Source organism: Sphingobium chlorophenolicum (assembly GCF_000722875.1).
Lineage (GTDB): Bacteria > Pseudomonadota > Alphaproteobacteria > Sphingomonadales > Sphingomonadaceae > Sphingobium > Sphingobium chlorophenolicum.
The window spans coordinates 1-16,361 of record NZ_JFHR01000084.1; the positions used below are offsets into that span (position 1 = coordinate 1).

13 protein-coding genes are annotated in these 16,361 nt (G+C 61.5%); 6 read left to right on the forward strand and 7 right to left on the reverse strand.

Translation table 11 applies throughout. The features are described 5' to 3' along the window. Positions 1-184: 184 nt before the first annotated feature. Positions 185-2,881, reverse strand: a complete 2,697-nt coding sequence (gene ppc, locus BV95_RS21130) for a phosphoenolpyruvate carboxylase (protein WP_037456961.1) — start codon at positions 2,879-2,881, stop codon at positions 185-187. Between the two features lie 237 nt (positions 2,882-3,118). On the opposite strand from ppc, the gene BV95_RS21135 reads away from it, so the two are divergent. Continuing rightward, entirely contained in the window at positions 3,119-4,573 is a 1,455-nt protein-coding gene (locus BV95_RS21135; protein ID WP_037456963.1) for a helicase HerA domain-containing protein, read from the forward strand. After that, a complete protein-coding gene (locus BV95_RS21140; protein WP_037456944.1) occupies positions 4,570-5,031 on the forward strand; it encodes a low molecular weight protein-tyrosine-phosphatase in 462 nt (153 codons plus the stop codon). The genes BV95_RS21135 and BV95_RS21140 overlap by 4 nt, the downstream gene beginning before the upstream one ends. Before the next feature lie 27 nt (positions 5,032-5,058). Here BV95_RS21140 and BV95_RS21145 read toward each other — a convergent pair whose 3' ends face one another. The 3 genes from BV95_RS21145 to BV95_RS21155 form a co-directional block, all read right to left on the reverse strand. Continuing rightward, entirely contained in the window at positions 5,059-5,757 is a 699-nt protein-coding gene (locus BV95_RS21145; RefSeq protein ID WP_037456946.1) for a pirin family protein, read from the reverse strand. 589 nt (positions 5,758-6,346) lie between these two features. Further along, positions 6,347-6,937 carry a PIN domain-containing protein gene (locus BV95_RS21150; protein ID WP_037456948.1) on the reverse strand — a complete coding sequence of 197 codons (591 nt, stop codon included), beginning with the start codon at positions 6,935-6,937 and terminating at the stop codon, positions 6,347-6,349. 3 nt (positions 6,938-6,940) lie between these two features. After that, positions 6,941-7,396 carry a helix-turn-helix domain-containing protein gene (locus BV95_RS21155; protein WP_037456950.1) on the reverse strand — a complete coding sequence of 152 codons (456 nt, stop codon included), beginning with the start codon at positions 7,394-7,396 and terminating at the stop codon, positions 6,941-6,943. A 429-nt stretch (positions 7,397-7,825) separates the two neighbouring features. Here BV95_RS21155 and BV95_RS21160 point away from each other — a divergent pair, with 429 nt between their 5' ends. Continuing rightward, entirely contained in the window at positions 7,826-8,869 is a 1,044-nt protein-coding gene (locus BV95_RS21160) for a beta family protein (RefSeq protein WP_081873480.1), read from the forward strand. Here the strand turns inward: BV95_RS21160 and BV95_RS23950 are convergent. The 3 genes from BV95_RS23950 to BV95_RS21170 all read right to left on the reverse strand — a co-directional run bounded on the left by BV95_RS23950 (position 8,816) and on the right by BV95_RS21170 (position 12,952). Next, the gene (locus BV95_RS23950; protein WP_162179773.1) at positions 8,816-9,424 is read right to left on the reverse strand and encodes a sce7726 family protein; all 609 of its coding nucleotides are present in this window, start codon (positions 9,422-9,424) and stop codon (positions 8,816-8,818) included. The two genes, BV95_RS21160 and BV95_RS23950, sit on opposite strands and share 54 nt — an antisense overlap. Positions 9,425-9,554: 130 nt before the next feature. Further along, on the reverse strand, positions 9,555-11,624 hold the full coding sequence (locus BV95_RS21165; protein WP_202901583.1) for an ATP-binding protein: 2,070 nt from the start codon (positions 11,622-11,624) through the stop codon (positions 9,555-9,557). A gap of 17 nt (positions 11,625-11,641) precedes the next feature. Beyond that, complete coding sequence (locus tag BV95_RS21170) at positions 11,642-12,952, reverse strand: SIR2 family protein (protein ID WP_051749930.1); 1,311 nt, start codon at positions 12,950-12,952, stop codon at positions 11,642-11,644. Positions 12,953-13,480: 528 nt separating this feature from the next. Between BV95_RS21170 and BV95_RS21175 the strand changes: the two genes are divergently transcribed. The 3 genes from BV95_RS21175 to BV95_RS21185 all read left to right on the forward strand — a co-directional run bounded on the left by BV95_RS21175 (position 13,481) and on the right by BV95_RS21185 (position 16,239). Next, positions 13,481-15,232, forward strand: coding sequence for a ParB/RepB/Spo0J family partition protein (locus BV95_RS21175; RefSeq protein WP_037456967.1), 1,752 nt, complete (start codon positions 13,481-13,483; stop codon positions 15,230-15,232). Positions 15,233-15,291: 59 nt separating this feature from the next. Then, the gene (locus BV95_RS21180) at positions 15,292-15,537 is read left to right on the forward strand and encodes a sigma factor-like helix-turn-helix DNA-binding protein (RefSeq protein WP_037456959.1); all 246 of its coding nucleotides are present in this window, start codon (positions 15,292-15,294) and stop codon (positions 15,535-15,537) included. 90 nt (positions 15,538-15,627) lie between these two features. Beyond that, positions 15,628-16,239 (forward strand): nucleotidyltransferase domain-containing protein, encoded by a 612-nt coding sequence (locus BV95_RS21185; protein ID WP_234703267.1) that lies wholly within the window; start codon positions 15,628-15,630, stop codon positions 16,237-16,239. Positions 16,240-16,361 lie beyond the last annotated feature (122 nt).

Here is a 16,361-nt window from a genome sequence, read left to right on the forward strand (position 1 = left end):
TTTGAAAATGAGTAATAGCTCCAATTAATTCCTCCCTGCGCGCAGCGTGGGGAGGGGGACCGCGCGAAGCGGGGTGGAGGGGAAGAGGCGCAACCGCCGAAATTCCCCTCCACCACCGCTTTCAGCGGCGGTCCCCCTCCCCATCTATCGATGGGGAGGAATTGGAGAGGTTCGCTCTTTGCCCTTAGCCGCTGTTTCGCAGGGCGGTGGCTATGGCGTTGATCGACAGTTCTATGCCTTCCTTGATGCGCGGGTCGTCTTCGCCGTTGCGGTGGCGCTTCATCAGTTCGACCTGGAGCAGGTTCAAAGGCTCGATATAGGGCAGGCGCAGGCGGATCGAGCTGTCCAGTTTCGGATTCTGCTCCAGCAGGCGCGACTGGCCGGTGGCGGCGAGCAGGCCGTCATGGGTCTTGTCCCAGCCATCGCGGATGCGGTCGAAAATCTCCGCCCCCCGCGCCTGATCCTCCACCAGCGGCAGATAATGGGCGGCGATGCCGAGGTCGGACTTGGCCAGCACCATCTCCAGATTCGCCAGCGCGGATTGCAGGAAGGACCAGTGCTGCGCCATGTCCGCCAGCAGCGCCTTGTCCTCGAACGCGCTGAGTGCATGGCCGACGCCGTACCAGCCCGGCAGCATCACCCGCGCCTGCGCCCAACTGAACACCCAGGGGATGGCGCGCAGATCCTCTATCCGGGTGCTCTTCGTGCGGCTGGCGGGACGGGAGCCGATCTTGAGGCCGGAAATCTCCTGGATCGGGGTCAGTTGGCGGAAGAATTCCCTGAACCCTTCGGTGCCGTAGACCAGGTCGCGATAGGCGGCGAAGGCGGTCTTCGACAATTGGTCCATGGCGGCGGCGAAGCGGGCGGCGTCGCGATCCGAAATGGCTTCGGGTTCGAGGGAGGCGAGCAAGGTGGCGCTGGTCATCGCCTCCAGATTCGTCATGGCGACGTCGCGGGTGCCGAATTTGGCGGCGATCACTTCGCCCTGTTCGGTGATGCGGATGCGGCCCTGCACCGTGCCCTTGGGCTGGGCCTGGATCGCCGCGAAGGAGGAGCCGCCGCCGCGCCCGACCGCGCCGCCGCGTCCGTGGAAAAGCTGCATGGCGGTTCCCGCGTCGGCGAAGACCGGGGCCAGCGCCTTGCTGGCCTGGAACAATCCCCAAGTGGAGGTGATGTAGCCGCCATCCTTGTTGCTGTCGGAATAGCCGATCATCACTTCCTGATGGCCCCGTCCGCGCACCACGCCCGCTATTTCGGGCAGGCCGAAATAGGCGGTCATGATCGACGGCGCGGCTTCAAGGTCGGCGATGGTTTCGAACAGCGGGACGGCCATGATCGCGGCCTGCGGCGCGCCATCCGCGCCGATGCGCCACAGGCCCGCTTCCTTGAGGATGATGTTGACTTCGAGCAGGTCGGAGACGCTCTCCGCCTTCGAGATGATATAATGGGTGATGCATTGCGGGCCATAGACGCGGTGCGCCTCCGCAGCGGCGTGGACGATGGCGAGTTCGGACGCGGTCTGCTCCGAATATTCCGAGAAGCGCGTGCCGAGCGGCCGGTTGTTCGCCAGTTCGCGGCGCAGCAGGGCGATGCGGGCATATTCGTCGAGCGCGGCATAATCAGCCTCGACCCCGGCGACCTTGAGCAGTTCGGCCACGACGCTTTGGTGGACGTCGCTATTCTGCCGCATGTCGAGCGTGGCGAGGTGGAAGCCGAATGTCTCGACCGCGCGGATCAGACGGCCGAGCGCGCCGCCCGAGGCCAGCGCGCCGCTGCCTTCGCTGGCGAGGCCCTGCGCCACCGTGACCAGATCGCGGCGCAGGTCGGCGGGGCTGGCATAGGCTTCACCCCTGAGAGTCGAGGGGCGGGAGGGATTCTTGCCGATCAGCGTCTGGTAAGTGGCGGCCAGCCGGGCGTAGATGCCGGAAATGGCGCGGCGATAGGGTTCGTCCTGACGGCTGGGCGAATTGTCGCCGCTGGCGTCGGCCAAGTCCAGCACCGACTGCGGCACATGGGCGAGTTCGGTGGAGAGGGAGAGTTCCGCGCCCAGCGCGTGCAGCGCGCCCATATAGAAGGTCAGCGCGGCTTCGCACCCCTTCGCCAGCGCGAGGCGGAGTTGCGGGGCCTGCACGAAGGGATTGCCGTCGCGGTCGCCGCCGATCCAGTTGCCGACGCGCAGGAAACTTTGCGGGCGCGCGCCGAGGACGCGTTCCCAGCGGGCGTAGAGGGCGGGCAGGACGGGGAGGAAGACGTCGCGGAAATAAGCGAGGACATTTTCGATCTCGTCCGCGACGAACAGCTTTTCGCGGCGCAGCGGGCGGGTCTGCCAAAGGAGGGCGATCTGGCGGAAGATCGCTTCGTCCAGATTTTCGCCCTCGTCGGTTTCCTTCCGGCCGCCGTCCTTGAGCAGCATCAGGTCGGCGATGCGGTTCTTGTGATCGATCATGCTCTTGCGCCGCACCTCCGTCGGGTGGGCGGTGAGGACCGGGACGATCAGGGCGTGAGAGAGGAGGTCGAGCACGGCTTCGCGGTCGATGCCGTGGGAGTCGAGCTTTTCCACGGCGGAGGCGACGTCCGCGCCCGGTTCGGCGGCGACGCCCTGCCGGTCCTCGGCCAGGTTGGCGAGCATGGAGAAGAGCATGAAACCGCGCACGAAGCTGAGCGTGTCGTCCAGGCTGAGCGCGTCGAGGCCGGTGTCGACCACATCCGCGCCGTGCAGGCCGCGCGCCCGGTCGACCGAGGCGGAGCGGATATATTCGGTCTGCTTGTAGATTTTCTCCCCGCCATAGGCGCGGATGACGTCGCCCAGCAGCCGGCCGAGATAGCGAATATCGGGGTTCTGCGTGATCGCAGGCGCGGAAGAGGGTGCGGGAGTCGCCATGGGGCGATGCTGCATCGCAACAATGGGATGGTCAAGGGAATCCGGTTCTTACAGCCATTCCCATTCCGTTCGTGCTGAGTAGGTGCTGAGCCTGTCGAAGCGCCGTATCGAAGCATGGGTCACGCCTGATCCTTCGATACGCCCCTTCGAAAAGCTCAGCACCTACTCAGGACGAACGGTGGATGAGTTTCGCGCATGCTCTTGCGCTGACGCCCCGCCATGCGCCAAAGAACCCCTGTGACCGCCAGCATCAGCATAGGAAATGACAGCAACGGCAATGCCGTTCTGGTCGATGTCGAGGAATTGCTTGCCACCCGGCTGCTCGTCCAGGGCAATTCAGGGTCGGGCAAGTCGCATCTGCTGCGCCGGTTGCTGGAGGAAAGCGCGGCGCTGGTCCAGCAGGTGGTGATCGATCCGGAGGGCGATTTCGTCACGCTGGCCGATGAATATGGCCATGTGGTGATCGACGCGGGCGACTATAATGAGCGCGAGATCGTCAAGATGGCGATGCGGATACGCGAGCATCGCGCATCGGTAGTGCTGAGCCTGGAATCGCTGGAGCTGGAGGCGCAGATGAAATGCGCCGCGACTTTCCTGTCGACCCTGTTCGATGCGCCGCGGGACCATTGGTATCCGGCGCTGGTCGTGGTCGATGAGGCGCAGATGTTCGCGCCGGTGGCGGCGGGCGACGTGTCGGACGAGGCGCGGCGGCTGTCGCTGGCAGCGATGACGAACCTGATGTGCCGGGGGCGCAAGCGGGGGCTGGCGGGCGTGATCGCGACGCAGCGGCTGGCCAAGCTGGCGAAGAATGTCGCAGCGGAGGCTTCGAACTTCCTGATGGGGCGGACCTTCCTGGACATCGACATGGCGCGGGCCGCCGATCTGCTGGGCATGGAGCGGCGGCAGGCGGAGCAGATTCGCGATCTGGAGCGGGGGCGGTTTCTGGGGCTTGGTCCGGCGATCGCCCGGCGACCTGTGGCGGTGAAGATCGGATCGGTGAAAACCGGCACGCGGGGCGGGACTCACAAGCTGATGCCTCCTCCCGTCGCAGCCACAGGGGATTTGCAGGAATTGCTGTTCGCCAGTGCGGGCGAGGAAGAGGCTTTGCCCCCTCCCCCGGCGCGTGCCGAACCGGCGCCCTTGCCTGCCGAGGAATTGATGCGGGCGCTGGCCGCCGCGCCTTCGGCAAAGCCTGCCGCGCCGGAACTGGACTTTGGGCAGAATGAGCCGGTCGTCATCGCCGTGCTGGAGGAAATCGTCGCCGATCTGGGCGATGCGCAGCCCAGCGTGTCGACGCTTTATCAGGATTTCGGGGTGCGGTGCCGGATGAAGGGGCTGAAGACTCCGCCGCTCGACCTGCCTGCCTTCCGCAAGCGGTTCGCCATGGCGCAGGCGGGGATGTTCGACGCCGCCGATCTGCGCTGGGCCGATGCGATGAAGGCGGCGGAGCCGGTGCCGGAGGATATGCTGGCCCCCTTCCTGCTGATTGCGCGGGCGGCGATGCAGGGATTGCCCTGCCCGGACGATGCGGCTTTGGCGCGGGCCTATGGCACCAGTTCGCCGGGGCGGGTGCGGCGGCTGATCGATTATATGGAAAAGCTGGGCGTGATCGTGGCGCGGACCGATTTCGGCGGGCGGCGCTCCATCGGCGTGCCGCAACTGGGCCTGAGCACGGCGGCGGCGGAGGGATGACGGCTTCGGTCCTGTTCGTCTGTCTGGGGAATATCTGCCGGTCGCCGCTGGCGGAGGCGGCGTTGCGGGCGCAGGCGGAGCGGGCCGGAGTCGAGATCGTGGTGGATTCGGCCGGGACCGGGGACTGGCATGTCGGATCGCCGCCGGACCCACGGGCACAGGCGGTGGCTCTGCGGCATGGGATCGATATTTCCGGCTATCGCGGACGGCAGGTGACGGCGGCGGATTTCAGGCGCTTCACCCATGTCTTCCCGCTGGATGCCGAAAATTTGCGGAATTTGCGGCGGGTGCGGCCTGCGGACGGGACGGCGGAACTGCGCCTGCTGATGGATCTGGTGCCGGGGCGCGAGGGGAGCGGCGTGACCGATCCCTATTTCGGCGACGATGCCGGATTCGACGTGACCTGGGACGATGTGACGCGGGCCGCGGAGGCGATATTGGAGCGGTTGCGGGGATAGTCCGCCGCCGCCGCTCCCCCGATCTCGTCAGGCTGCGTCGACCATGACGATCTCGCTATCCTCTATCGCCGTGACGCGGATCACGTCGAGGTCGCTGATCGCGGCGCCGTCGCGGGCGTTGACGCGCACGTCGTCGATCCGGATCGCGCCGGTGGCCGGGACCAGATAGGCCTTCCGGTCCCGTCCGACGGGATATTCGGCGGTGTCGCCGGCCTTCAGCGTCGCCGCGACCAGCCGCGCATCGGTGCGGATCGGCAGGGCGTCATGGTCATCCGCATAGCCGGAGGCCAGCGTCACGAAACGGCCCGAACGCTCGCCCCTGGGAAAGGGCCGCGCGCCCCAGCTCGGCGCTTCGCCGGTGCGGGTGGGTATGATCCAGATCTGGAAGAGCTTCGTCGGTCCGTCCTCCAGATTATATTCCGAATGGCGGATGCCGGTCCCTGCGCTCATGACCTGGACGTCGCCCGCTTCGGTGCGGCCGGTGTTGCCCAGGCTGTCCTGATGCGTGATCGCGCCTTCCAGCACGTAGGTGATGATTTCCATGTCGCGATGCGGGTGCGGCGGGAAACCGGCCTGGGGGGCGATCAGGTCATCGTTCCAGACGCGCAGCCTGCCCCAGTGCATGCGGGCGGGATCATGATAGTCCGCGAAGGAGAAATGATGCCGGGCGTTCAGCCAGCCATGATCGGCGGCGCCGAGGCTGTCGAAAGGGCGAAGTTCGATCATGTCCTTACCTCCTGCGGGATGCGTGTCCCGGTCGGCGACGCTTCTGGACCTGCGCGGCTTCCCCGGTCAAATGGATAAAATCCGCCGTGGATGACGGTGGATGGCCGAAGGGTGCGTGATGGTGCCGGGGACGGAATCCAAGACAGGAAATATGGATTTGATTTCAAAATCCTAATTGCTTGAAGACGACTGTAAGATACCGCAAAAAATACCATCAGCTTCAAATGATGGACCTGCGACAGTTCTAAGTATATAAATTCATTGCGAATTTTTGCAAGATTAATCCATCCGCAGCCACAGGCGTCGAAACATCAGAAAAGCTGGACATTTCACCGTCGGTTCGGTTCCCATTCGAACAAACTTTTCGCTCTCAACGAGATAATCGGCGCACTGAAAATGAGTTTTGTCCGGTTGCGGCAAACGGAATTTTCTGTGCTTTTTGCCGACCGTAGCCCAGATTCGCATTACCAAGTTAAACTCAATTTTTTAGGAAGGATTTGTTCCTGTATGGGCGAAAGCGCACCACCTCCGCCATCGCGGCGTTGCGGGGAACTGATCTGGCTATAGCGAACTAATCGAACAGCCGCAGTTATAGGGACAGGACGTGACTTCGAAGTGCATCGACCGTTTCGGTAAGACCGATCGCCTCCATATCCAACAGCAATGCTTCCCCAGTCTTTTCAGGGTTTTTGAAGCGCAGCCGCATTTGACGGATTGCCGCAACCGCCCGCCCCGGATCCAGCGCGATCGTGTCCGCGATGAAGGCGTCTGCTGATTTCACCTCTATGTTAAGAGGTGTGAGCATCTCCTGAGGAAAATGCTTCAGGTTTTCCGTGACGATCATTGCGGCCTGCGTCTTGAGCGCCGCTGCAACCACATGAGCATCACCTGGATCGGGAAGCCCCTCGCAGTCACATAAGAACTTATCAAATTCTGTCACCAGCGCTTCTTCGAAGGCAGCCTCCATGGAGGCTCGAGCTCGACCGGCCCGCTCCTCAGCGTCAGCCGCGCCTTTGTCGAACAGAATTTTCTCTATCGCCTTTTCGGTTTCATCAAGCACACACGCCGACCAGCGGACGCGGAAGAACTCCGCCTCCGCCAGAGACAACAGAAGATTGCGCTTCAGAGCACCAGCTAGTGTGCAGGCGTCAATGAATGCGGTGAAGCGGTTCGCAAACAAGGGTCAAAGATACTCCCCATCCAACTCTGCCAGATTAGACAGCGCTTCACTACGTTTTTCATCCCTTGAACGCTTATAAGCAAAAAGGTCTTCAGCCTTGATTCTCCGATGGCGTCCTACAAGCGTGTGCTTGATTGCTTCCTTATCAAGAAGCGAGATCAGGAATGGGCGAGACACATTGAGTATGTCTGCGGCCTGTTGCGTGGTCAGCATCTGGCTAACAGGGACTAGCGTTACCGCATCGCCCCGACCCACATGGCGCAAGAGTTCCATCAGCAAACTGGACAGTGCTGGTGTAAGAGTAACTTCGGCTGGCCCATTCCCATCATCTAGGACGCGCAGTTTCGCATCGCCGCTGGCGTGCGCGGCAATGATTCTGCGGAGTTGATTTGCCGCCGCTTTTTCAGAGGCGGACGGAAGACGACCGCCGAGCTCCTCGGCGAACGCTGGCATGGTCATGACGCGGTCCCTCTCTCCGGTAGGCATATCATCTAGACAATATTCGAAATAAACGCAATAAGCGAAATCATCGAAGAGGGTAAATGTTCCCCGATTCGCGCCTCTAGCACTCCGAAACTCTGAGTGCTAAAGGATGACGGACACCCCCTCCTTCAAATGCCTCAAAATGCCGCTCTGAGCGTCATAGGAAAGCAAGAGAAGGGGTTTTGGTGCAAAGTAACCGCAAAATGCTTGTAGCGCCGTAGCGGTCTCTGTTGCCAAATTAAGGATGTTCGTTCATATAGCAAAAGCCGCGCTAAGGTGGTCAGACCTTAACGCGGCTTTTGAAGCAGTGACCCGTATGAGGATCATGCCGTGTGCGCGGAGGCTTATAGAGAATAGGCTTTCGACGGTCAAGGTTCCTCATGCGCGACATAAAGGAATCGTTATATGACCCAGGCTGATGCTGCGGGATTGCCTCCGCTCACCTTCGCGCCGCCAACGGTGCATCGTTATATTCCTATGCTAAAAACAAAGTCCGGCGAGACAACGGCATTGGAAAATCTCTCCAACAATGCGCGGGCGCGCATCATGCCGCTCTTCCATATCTGTGAAGAGGTGAAGCCACGCTTCATTCCCAGTCTCAGCGCTGCATGGGCAGGAAGGCTGACCGCTGTGGACGGTTCGTTCAACTACGGTCGCACGAACTCTCCAAACATCATGAACCGGCTTGTGGCTGGCATGCGGAGCAGCGGTATTCCTACAATGCCCTGCTGGGGTCCGTCTGATATGGTAGCATATCAATATGTCGCACGCTCCCTTGTCGATGGAAACGGCGCGGTTGTGAAGGTCAGGCTCGATGAGATCGACGGCATAGCCTCATGGCTGGTGCTCCAGAATCTGCCGCCTGCTATGGTCGATCTGATTATCGATCTGAAGCATATGGATGCATACGACGTCGGATCGCTTCCGGGGATTGTGGTGGCAGTCTGCCTTCAGCAAGCTCCGACCCTGGGAATGTTTCGGAGTGTAACGCTTGCAGCTGCTGCCGCACCGAAGGATCATGGCGCTCTTTATCGTGGCGTGAACCTTGTCCCTCGGTTCGACTGGTCGTTGTGGAATAACGTCCGTCCTAACGTGCCGTTTCGGCTCGACTATGGGGACTATTTGACGGGCCATCCCGATCTCACGGAGCCGCCGGGCGTAGCGATGGCGAGTGCGACCGTCAGCGCTCGGTACACACTTGATAACGCCTGGATGATCATCAAAGGGTGGCAAACCAGCGGCCCCAACGGCTTGCCTATGCGTCAGCAATATCATTCCCATGCGACCATAATCGCCAATGATCCCGGCTTTTCAGGGGTGCCGAACGTGTGGGCAGACGGCCAGATTGGTCAGGCGGCATCGGGTGCGCAAGGCATGGCAAGCAGGGCTAAGTGGTCAGGTTTCGCTGCCAACCGCCATATGTCCTTGGTAGCTGACCGGCTCCCTTAACCAAGCGCCCCTATCTTTCAGACATTGCCGAACCTGACGGCGTAGCTCGTCGAGACTTAATGTCTCGGCGAGCCGCGCCGCTACTTTCTCACGGGTTCTACTTCGCACTCCTCGCGCCGCGTCACAACGATCAAGGATCGCTAACGCCTCATCGCGCCACAGTAGGCGTGCCAGTTGTAGGGGCTCGATGGCGGGATTCATCCCGGCCGGTCTAAACACCTCAAGCTCCACCCTGTCGCCATCGGATCGGGCAGCAATCATGCCCCACCATTCTGGCATTTCGCTAACTGCATGATCGAGATGCTTCTCCGCTGCAACGAGATGAACGCGGTCGAACACGGCATTATATAGGGAGGCTTGGTTGGGCAGACGGGCGAGAGTGTCGCGAGCGCTCTTGATTTCGTACCCTACAAGTTCGCCGTTGATTACGGCCAGGTCCACGCGCACCGCGCCGTTCCAAATGCCCATTTCCTCAACGACGCGCGTGCTCAGATCGTCTTCATGTTCGCGGCGCAGTCGCGACCTCATAGCTAACCGAACATCTAGATCACGCATGTCGCGCCTCCTATTCGATTCAATGGAGCATGTCATGGCTTGAGTGCCAAGCAAGTCGGACGGCTTAACCTCGATTTTGCTCCAGCGACCGATGTAGGCTGGCGACGGGTAGGAGGCTCGCCCAACATACTCAAGGCGCACCGGTCCAATCCTGCACGACGTTGAGCCAGTCGATCTCTCGAGCACTTTTGCCGGTCCAGACATCCCAAAAATCGGGGTCCGACGACTGAGGCCGGTGCTCCTCTGCCAGCTCGTCCATCTCGACCAACAGGGGTATCGGGGTCGCCCAGCCAAGAAGGACGGCCTGACGAGACGGCAGGCTCGGCAGCTCCTTAAGCAATCCCGCTACATTGTCCGGGACGAGGCGCGCGACAAGCGCCTGATCAAGGTCATTAACGATCCGGTGGAGCAGGAAGGTGTTGCATTGAGCTAAGATGGTTGGCGATAGCTCCGACGGCCGCTGCGACGACAGCATCAATCCCAAACCGAATTTACGGCCCTCGCGTGCGATCTTCTCAAAGATTTCACGGCAGAGCTGCGCGGGGTTCTCCGCCGGGCCTTCATCGTTGAAGCCGCGACGCACGAAACTGTGCGCCTCCTCGAGTACGAGCGTCGTGGGAAGCGGTCGTCCTTCCGGATGCAGCCTCCGATAGCGCTGTAGAGACTCGAACGTCAGGCGGGCGAGCACCGCTACCACGACATGGACGATCTCTGATGGCACGAGCGAAAGGTCGATGATCGCTACCTGGCCATTGGCCGAGGCGTTGCTGCCGACAAGATCGTTTAGCCAAGCGTCCAGCGACAGTGCGGGTTCGCTGCCGACAACCTGCCCAAGCCGGGGATCGGCCATCATGCCTCGGATACGCATCCCCAAGGTACTGATAAAACCAGCCAGACCGGCACCCTCCGTCGCCGCAATCCGCTCGAGATGGTCAGGCAGCATATCAACATCGAACGGTATTGGTGCATCCTCGGTTACCTGCGCCGCTGCAAGACCGTCCTCGACTGCATCGAGAAAGCGTTGGAGCGCAGTCTGAACAGATTCAATCTCCTCGACTGAAAAGGCGTTAAACCAGCCATTATTGCTGCGCCGATTGTTCGCGACGTCTCGCACGGACGCGGCGATGTTAGCGAGGGCGACCTGTAGTTCAACGCCGAGCCGCTGGCTCAGTCTGTCGCAGTCGTTCGAGATGTTGTCGAGGAGCTCGCCACATTGCCGGCGCGGCCCTGCATCCCCGGCGAACGCCGCAGGACCACGCGCGAGCAGCGCATCGATCAGGAGGCGGTAGGAGTAGACATAGCGCCTCACCAGTACTTCGGGCGGCACGCCCTCCAGATTTCCAGTCTTCAGATCGCGCAGCGCTTGCAAAAGTAAGGGGCGTTGCGCACCGGGTTTTGCGTAGGACACGGCAGTCCATTCATGTCCATTCCAGAGCCAAGCCGGAAGGCGAAGCGCGCGCTCGCCTACCTCAGCATTGACGGGCGGAACGCGAAACAACCGAACATAGTCCTTCTGGTCGGCGAAGGCCCGCGCATATTCGCCGTTCGGATCGAGGATGATGAAGCGCGCATTGGGCACCTGTGCGCCGCCTTTCAAGGCAGACTGTGCCGCCACCAATGACCAGCGGATCAGCCCAGCTACCGAACAGGATTTGCCACTACCCGTATTGCCTAAAACCGCAACATGGCGACCGAATATCTTGTCCGGGTCCACCATGATCGAAGTGTTTGCGGCAAGGGGCGACGAACCGATCCGGACGCGGCGATCCGTGTCCTTGGCCCCGACGATGGCGGCTATCTGTTCAGGGGTCGGTATGAGGATCTGGTCGCCGACCGACGGGAACGCGACGACGCCCCGGCTCAGTTCATAGACACTCCTGCCGGCGCGGCGATCACGGCGCACGGTCAAAGTCCCGATGGGTGACAGCGTCATCTTACGCAGAGGAAATGGCAAGTCGATGAGGCCGAAATCCTTCAGCCCCGAGCGTTTCGGATAGGGTGACCGCTCAATGCCGATCCAAGTCACATAGGCTACCGTCGCACCAGCCTCATTAGGTATCAGCACATAACTGTTCAGCCGAGGAAAGCTCGTCGGGGTGCCGGTATTGAGTGCGGTAGACTGAGGAGCGTCTAGGTCGAGAAGGACGCGAATCTCATCGGTTGAGATCGATTCGACCGTTCCGATGACGAGTTCAGCCAACCGCTCAATCGGAGAGCTCACGCTATGTTATCCAAGCCAGCACCCGGCACAGGCACCGCCTCTGCAGCGGGAACCGTTGCGACCGGCATATCGGCGAATGCGCGGTTCTTGAGAAGCTCAGACATTCGTCCTGTGATGTAATCGAGAGCAGGTTTGGGAAGATAGTCATCGACCAATCGCTGCAGGCCCGCGAAATGCTTGCCTGCCAGAATGCTGACCTGAGCGGGCCGGGTGAGATCAAGAAATCCTTTTATGCGATCATCAAGGTCAAAAGCGATCACGACAAGATGGGCTGATGGCACCGAAAGCATGTCGAGCAACACCCGATTAATATGATCGTCGCCAAATCCATAGCCGTAGGTAACGACGACCGAATTAGGCTTGCACGTTGCCGACGCAAAGTCACGGAAGAGTTCGGCATACGGATATTGCGTGGTCTCCACGTCCTTTGCCGGGTTCGGATAGATCATCACGGTGTTCACCGGAGATGCCGGAAGGCTCGGATGATCCTCTGCGGCCCCGAACGGTGTCTCCGCCCGATAGATGCGGCGCGTCGTCTCGTCGAAGCGCCAGTCGAGGCTTCCGTGGAGTTTAGTCAGGCGAACGACACCCTCCATGAATCGCGGCTCACCGCGAATGCCCGGCGGGTTGTAGTGATAATCGAGTTCGATGCGTGTGTTGCGGAACAGCGGTCTGAGGGTGCCGACGAACCGGTCAATGATCCGCAGCCCGGCATCGTCACAGCCCCGCTCGATAAGCCGATCATAATTCGTTGTGAAAATGTGCAGGCGTTCGCGTGACGCCGCACGGCTCGCGAAGCTTAGCAGAAATGACTGGAGCATCGCGGATGCCGGCGCGCTTTCTGCGTCGGCAATCCCGCGTTCGGTCGCGAGCAAGGAATAGAGAAAAGCTGCGATCGCTGTGTTAATGTCATCGCGAACGGCATTGGCGGCCGCCTTGTCGATGATGTCCAACCCATCGAGTACCGCAATGGCCGAGCGAAGCTGGTCCTCAATGTTGGCTTCGCCTCGGCCCATTTTCCGGGCACTGACACCAGCATGGTCCATGATAGCCTTCGCATGGACGGAGGCACCTGCGGCGGTCTGCATCCCGGTTGCACCGACGCCCGCAGCGAAGGCTACCGCAGTCGTGAAACCGCTGCCGAGCAGAAGATTAAGGTGCTCAGCCTGAAATACGGCTGACAGCCAGGGTTCGATCTTCCGACGATGCAGCGCTATAAATTGGTCAAGTGCATCTGCGTCGGTCGGGATGGCATCAAAGGTCTCGATGGACGATCCCACCCGATAGCCGTGCGCCTTCCACTCCATGAATTCCCCCGATTTTCGTCGAGGCAGACTTGCCACAAGTCACTGTCAGGACCCAAACAAATTTGAACCGTTGAGCGAAGGCACTGGACGCCAAGTAGCTCCGACGCTCTACATATGTCCCCTATTAGGTCTTGCACCCTAAGCCGACCGAACGCTAAGTCCCATTTGTGCTGACACGATCAGCGTTTCGCGCCGTTTGCGCGACCCTGCTCTATTCCGCTTCGCTCCACCGAGCCGCCCGTACCGGGCGTCTCGTCCGTTCCGGTGACGATCAGTAACGCAAGGGTCCGGCGGTCGCCGCGCCTGCGGCACGGCGGCGTTGGCCTTGGCGGCGTCGATCTGGCGGGTGGGCGTCGCTGCCCTTTAGGCCCGCCGCGCCGGGCCGCAACTCCGGCTTCACCGGAGTCCTCCACCTTCGTTCCGGTCCTGCGGATGCAGCCCGGCTCTGCCGGCGGGCCTACCGGTTCGCTCCTGCCGCCCACCCGCCATTCCGGCGCCGGTTGCGGCGGTTTGAAGGAGGCTCGGATCATGGAACTCAAGCATATCGATATTGCAAAGCTCGCTGTCTCTGCCGTCAACATGCGCGGCAAGGGCAAGGCGGACCTGTCTAACATTCTGCCGTCCGTGCGGGCGCGGGGCGTGCTGGTGCCGCTGATCGTGAGGGTGAATGGTAGTCCGGACACCTATGAGATCGTGGCAGGCAAGCGGCGCTATCAGGCGGCACTGGCCGTGGCGGAGGAGAGTGGCGAAGCCGATCCGCTGCCCTGCGCGGTGATCGAGGCAGGGGACGACGCGGCGGCGCTGGAAGCCTCGCTGATCGAGAATATCGCCCGGCTCGATCCTGATGAAATGACCCAGTGCGAGACCTTTACGCGATTGATGCGGGAGGGACGAAGCGTCGAAGAATTGTCGCTGACCTTCGGGCTGACCGCCTTGCAGGTCAAACGAACGCTGGCCCTGGGCAATCTCCTGCCCCGCATCCGCAATCTCTATCGATCCGGGAAGATCGACACGGTAACCGTGCGGCATCTGACCCTCGCCTCCAAATCCCAGCAGCGCGACTGGCTGGCCCTGCTCGATGACGAGAGCGCCTATGTGCCCACGGGATCGGCTTTGAAGGCATGGTTGTTCGGCGGGGTGACGATCCCCATCAAGGCGGCGCTGTTCGATGTGGAGAGCTATGACGGCGGCATCGTTTCCGACCTGTTCGGGGAGGAGCGCTATTTCGCGGATGTCGCTGCCTTCTGGCAGGCCCAGAATGCGGCGATAGAGGCGCGGGTCGAGGAATATCGGGATGCCGGATGGCGCGATGTCATCCTGCTGCCGCAGGGCGAACCCTTCCATGGCTGGGAATATGAGCGCTGCCCCAAGCGCAAGGGCGGCAAGGTCTATGTGGTCACCAGCCCTCGCGGCGATGTCACTTTCCATGAGGGTTATCTCACATCGAAGGAAGCCCGCAAGCTGGAGAGGCAGGGGGAGAGCGGTGAAGCCACCAACAAGCCCTCACGACCCGAAGTGACGAGCAGCCAGCAGGATTATATCGACCTGCACCGCCATGCCGCCGTCCGGGCAGCAATGATCGGCCACCCCGGCCTGTGCCTACGGGTAGCGGTGGCGCATATGATCGCGGGATCGCCGCTCTGGACGATCCGAACGGAGCCGCAGCGCGCCGCCGATGCCATTGCCGAGAGCGTAGAGAACAGCCCATCCGAGGCGCAGTTCGATGCCGAACGGCGCAGGCTGCTGGCGGTGCTGGGCTTCGATCCCGATACCCCCACCATCACGGGCGGCAGCGATGGGCTGACCAGCCTCTATGCCAAGCTCTGCACCTTGGACGATGCTATCGTCATGGCCATCCTGTCAGTGGCGATGGGCGAGACCTTGGATGCCCGCAGCGACCTTGGCGATGCGCTGGGCATGCAGCTTGGTATCGACATGGCCCCGGTCTGGCAGGCGGACGACGCCTTGCTAGACGGACTGCGCGACCGCGAGGTCATCGACGCGATGTTGGCCGAGGTAGCGGGCAAGGATATTGCCGAGGCCAATACGAAGGAGACCGGTAAGACCAAGCGGCAGATCATCCGCGATTGTCTGACAGGCAGCAACGGACGCGCCAAGGTCGAGGGCTGGGTGCCGCGCTGGCTGCGTTTCCCTCCCGGCAGCTACACGCAGCGGGGTGGTGTCGGCAGCGTCAGCCGGACAGCCAGTGCCGCCGAGGCCATGACCTTGTCCACCGATGCCGTGGACGCCAAACCCGCGCCCCTGTCGCAGGCCGCATGATCTGTCCTGACCGGCGATCTTTCAGGCCGCCGGTCCTTCCTTTGAACGGGAGACCTGTCATGACCGACACGCCCGATTTCGAACGTCTAGCGCGTATGGAGGCGGCCCTGCTGACGATGCCGCGCCTTCGCCGCGAGATATTCCTCGCCGTCCGGCTCGATGCCATGACCTATGAGGAGGTCGCCAGAATAACCGGCCTTTCCGTCAGGGCCGTCGAGCGTCAGATGGGCCGTGCTATCGCCCATATCGGTTATCATCTGCGCCATGGCGATGCGCCGCCACCGCGCCGATGGTGGCGCAAATGATTGTGAGGATGAGGGATTTGGCATCGCCAACCTCATCGCTGCTGCGCGGCGAGGTTGGCGGATTTGCGATAGCAGGTTAGGACTAGGGCCATGAAGACCAGCCTCGATCATCTGCCCGAAGGCAAGCAGCGCGAACTGGCGCATGTGGTCGAGACCGTGCGCGCAGGGTTCGCCCGCGCCACTGCGCAGCGCACCCAGCCGCGCTATCGCAACGGCAAGCTGCTCAAGATCATCCTGTTCGGCAGCTATGCGCGGGGCGACTGGGTCGAAGACCCGGTCGGGCGCTATTTCTCCGACTATGACCTGCTCGTCGTCGTCAATCATGATGATCTGACCGACATTGCGGAATTCTGGGAGAAGACCGAGGCGAAGCTTCTGGCCGACCTGTCGGCGGGTACGGTTTTGCGTACCCCGGTCAGCCTGATCTATCACAGCCTCGACGATGTGAACGAGAAGCTGCGGCTGGGCCGCTACTTCTTCATGGACATATTGCGTGACGGCATCACCCTGTTCGAGGAGCCGGACCACACCTTTGTCGAGCCGCAACCTCTATCGCCGGAGCAGGCCCTGAAGGAAACGCAGGACTATTTCGACGAATGGTTCGAAAGTGCGGAACGCTTCTTGATCAACGCGACGGATAACGCGGCACGTGGGTGGAACAAGGAAGCGGCCTTCCTGCTCCATCAGGCGACCGAATGTTGATTGCCACTGAGAGTTGACCCGGGATTTCCACCGAGAAGTGACCCGCCTGAAGGTTATGTTTCGGATATCATCGGTGGGTCAAGATGGGGTTTTCTCCTTTCGGGATTTGCCCTGCTGGGCAG

Bases quoted from the DNA above. Each gene is read 5' to 3' on its own strand.
- ppc (WP_037456961.1), bottom strand. From the start codon at position 2,881: ATGGCGACTCCCGCACCCTCTTCCGCGCCTGCGATCACGCAGAACCCC.
- BV95_RS21140 (WP_037456944.1), top strand. From the start codon at position 4,570: ATGACGGCTTCGGTCCTGTTCGTCTGTCTGGGGAATATCTGCCGGTCG.
- BV95_RS21145 (WP_037456946.1), bottom strand. From the start codon at position 5,757: ATGATCGAACTTCGCCCTTTCGACAGCCTCGGCGCCGCCGATCATGGC.
- BV95_RS21155 (WP_037456950.1), bottom strand. From the start codon at position 7,396: ATGACCATGCCAGCGTTCGCCGAGGAGCTCGGCGGTCGTCTTCCGTCC.
- BV95_RS21160 (WP_081873480.1), top strand. From the start codon at position 7,826: ATGACCCAGGCTGATGCTGCGGGATTGCCTCCGCTCACCTTCGCGCCG.
- BV95_RS23950 (WP_162179773.1), bottom strand. From the start codon at position 9,424: ATGCGTGATCTAGATGTTCGGTTAGCTATGAGGTCGCGACTGCGCCGC.
- BV95_RS21170 (WP_051749930.1), bottom strand. From the start codon at position 12,952: ATGGAGTGGAAGGCGCACGGCTATCGGGTGGGATCGTCCATCGAGACC.
- BV95_RS21175 (WP_037456967.1), top strand. From the start codon at position 13,481: ATGGAACTCAAGCATATCGATATTGCAAAGCTCGCTGTCTCTGCCGTC.
- BV95_RS21180 (WP_037456959.1), top strand. From the start codon at position 15,292: ATGACCGACACGCCCGATTTCGAACGTCTAGCGCGTATGGAGGCGGCC.
- BV95_RS21185 (WP_234703267.1), top strand. From the start codon at position 15,628: ATGAAGACCAGCCTCGATCATCTGCCCGAAGGCAAGCAGCGCGAACTG.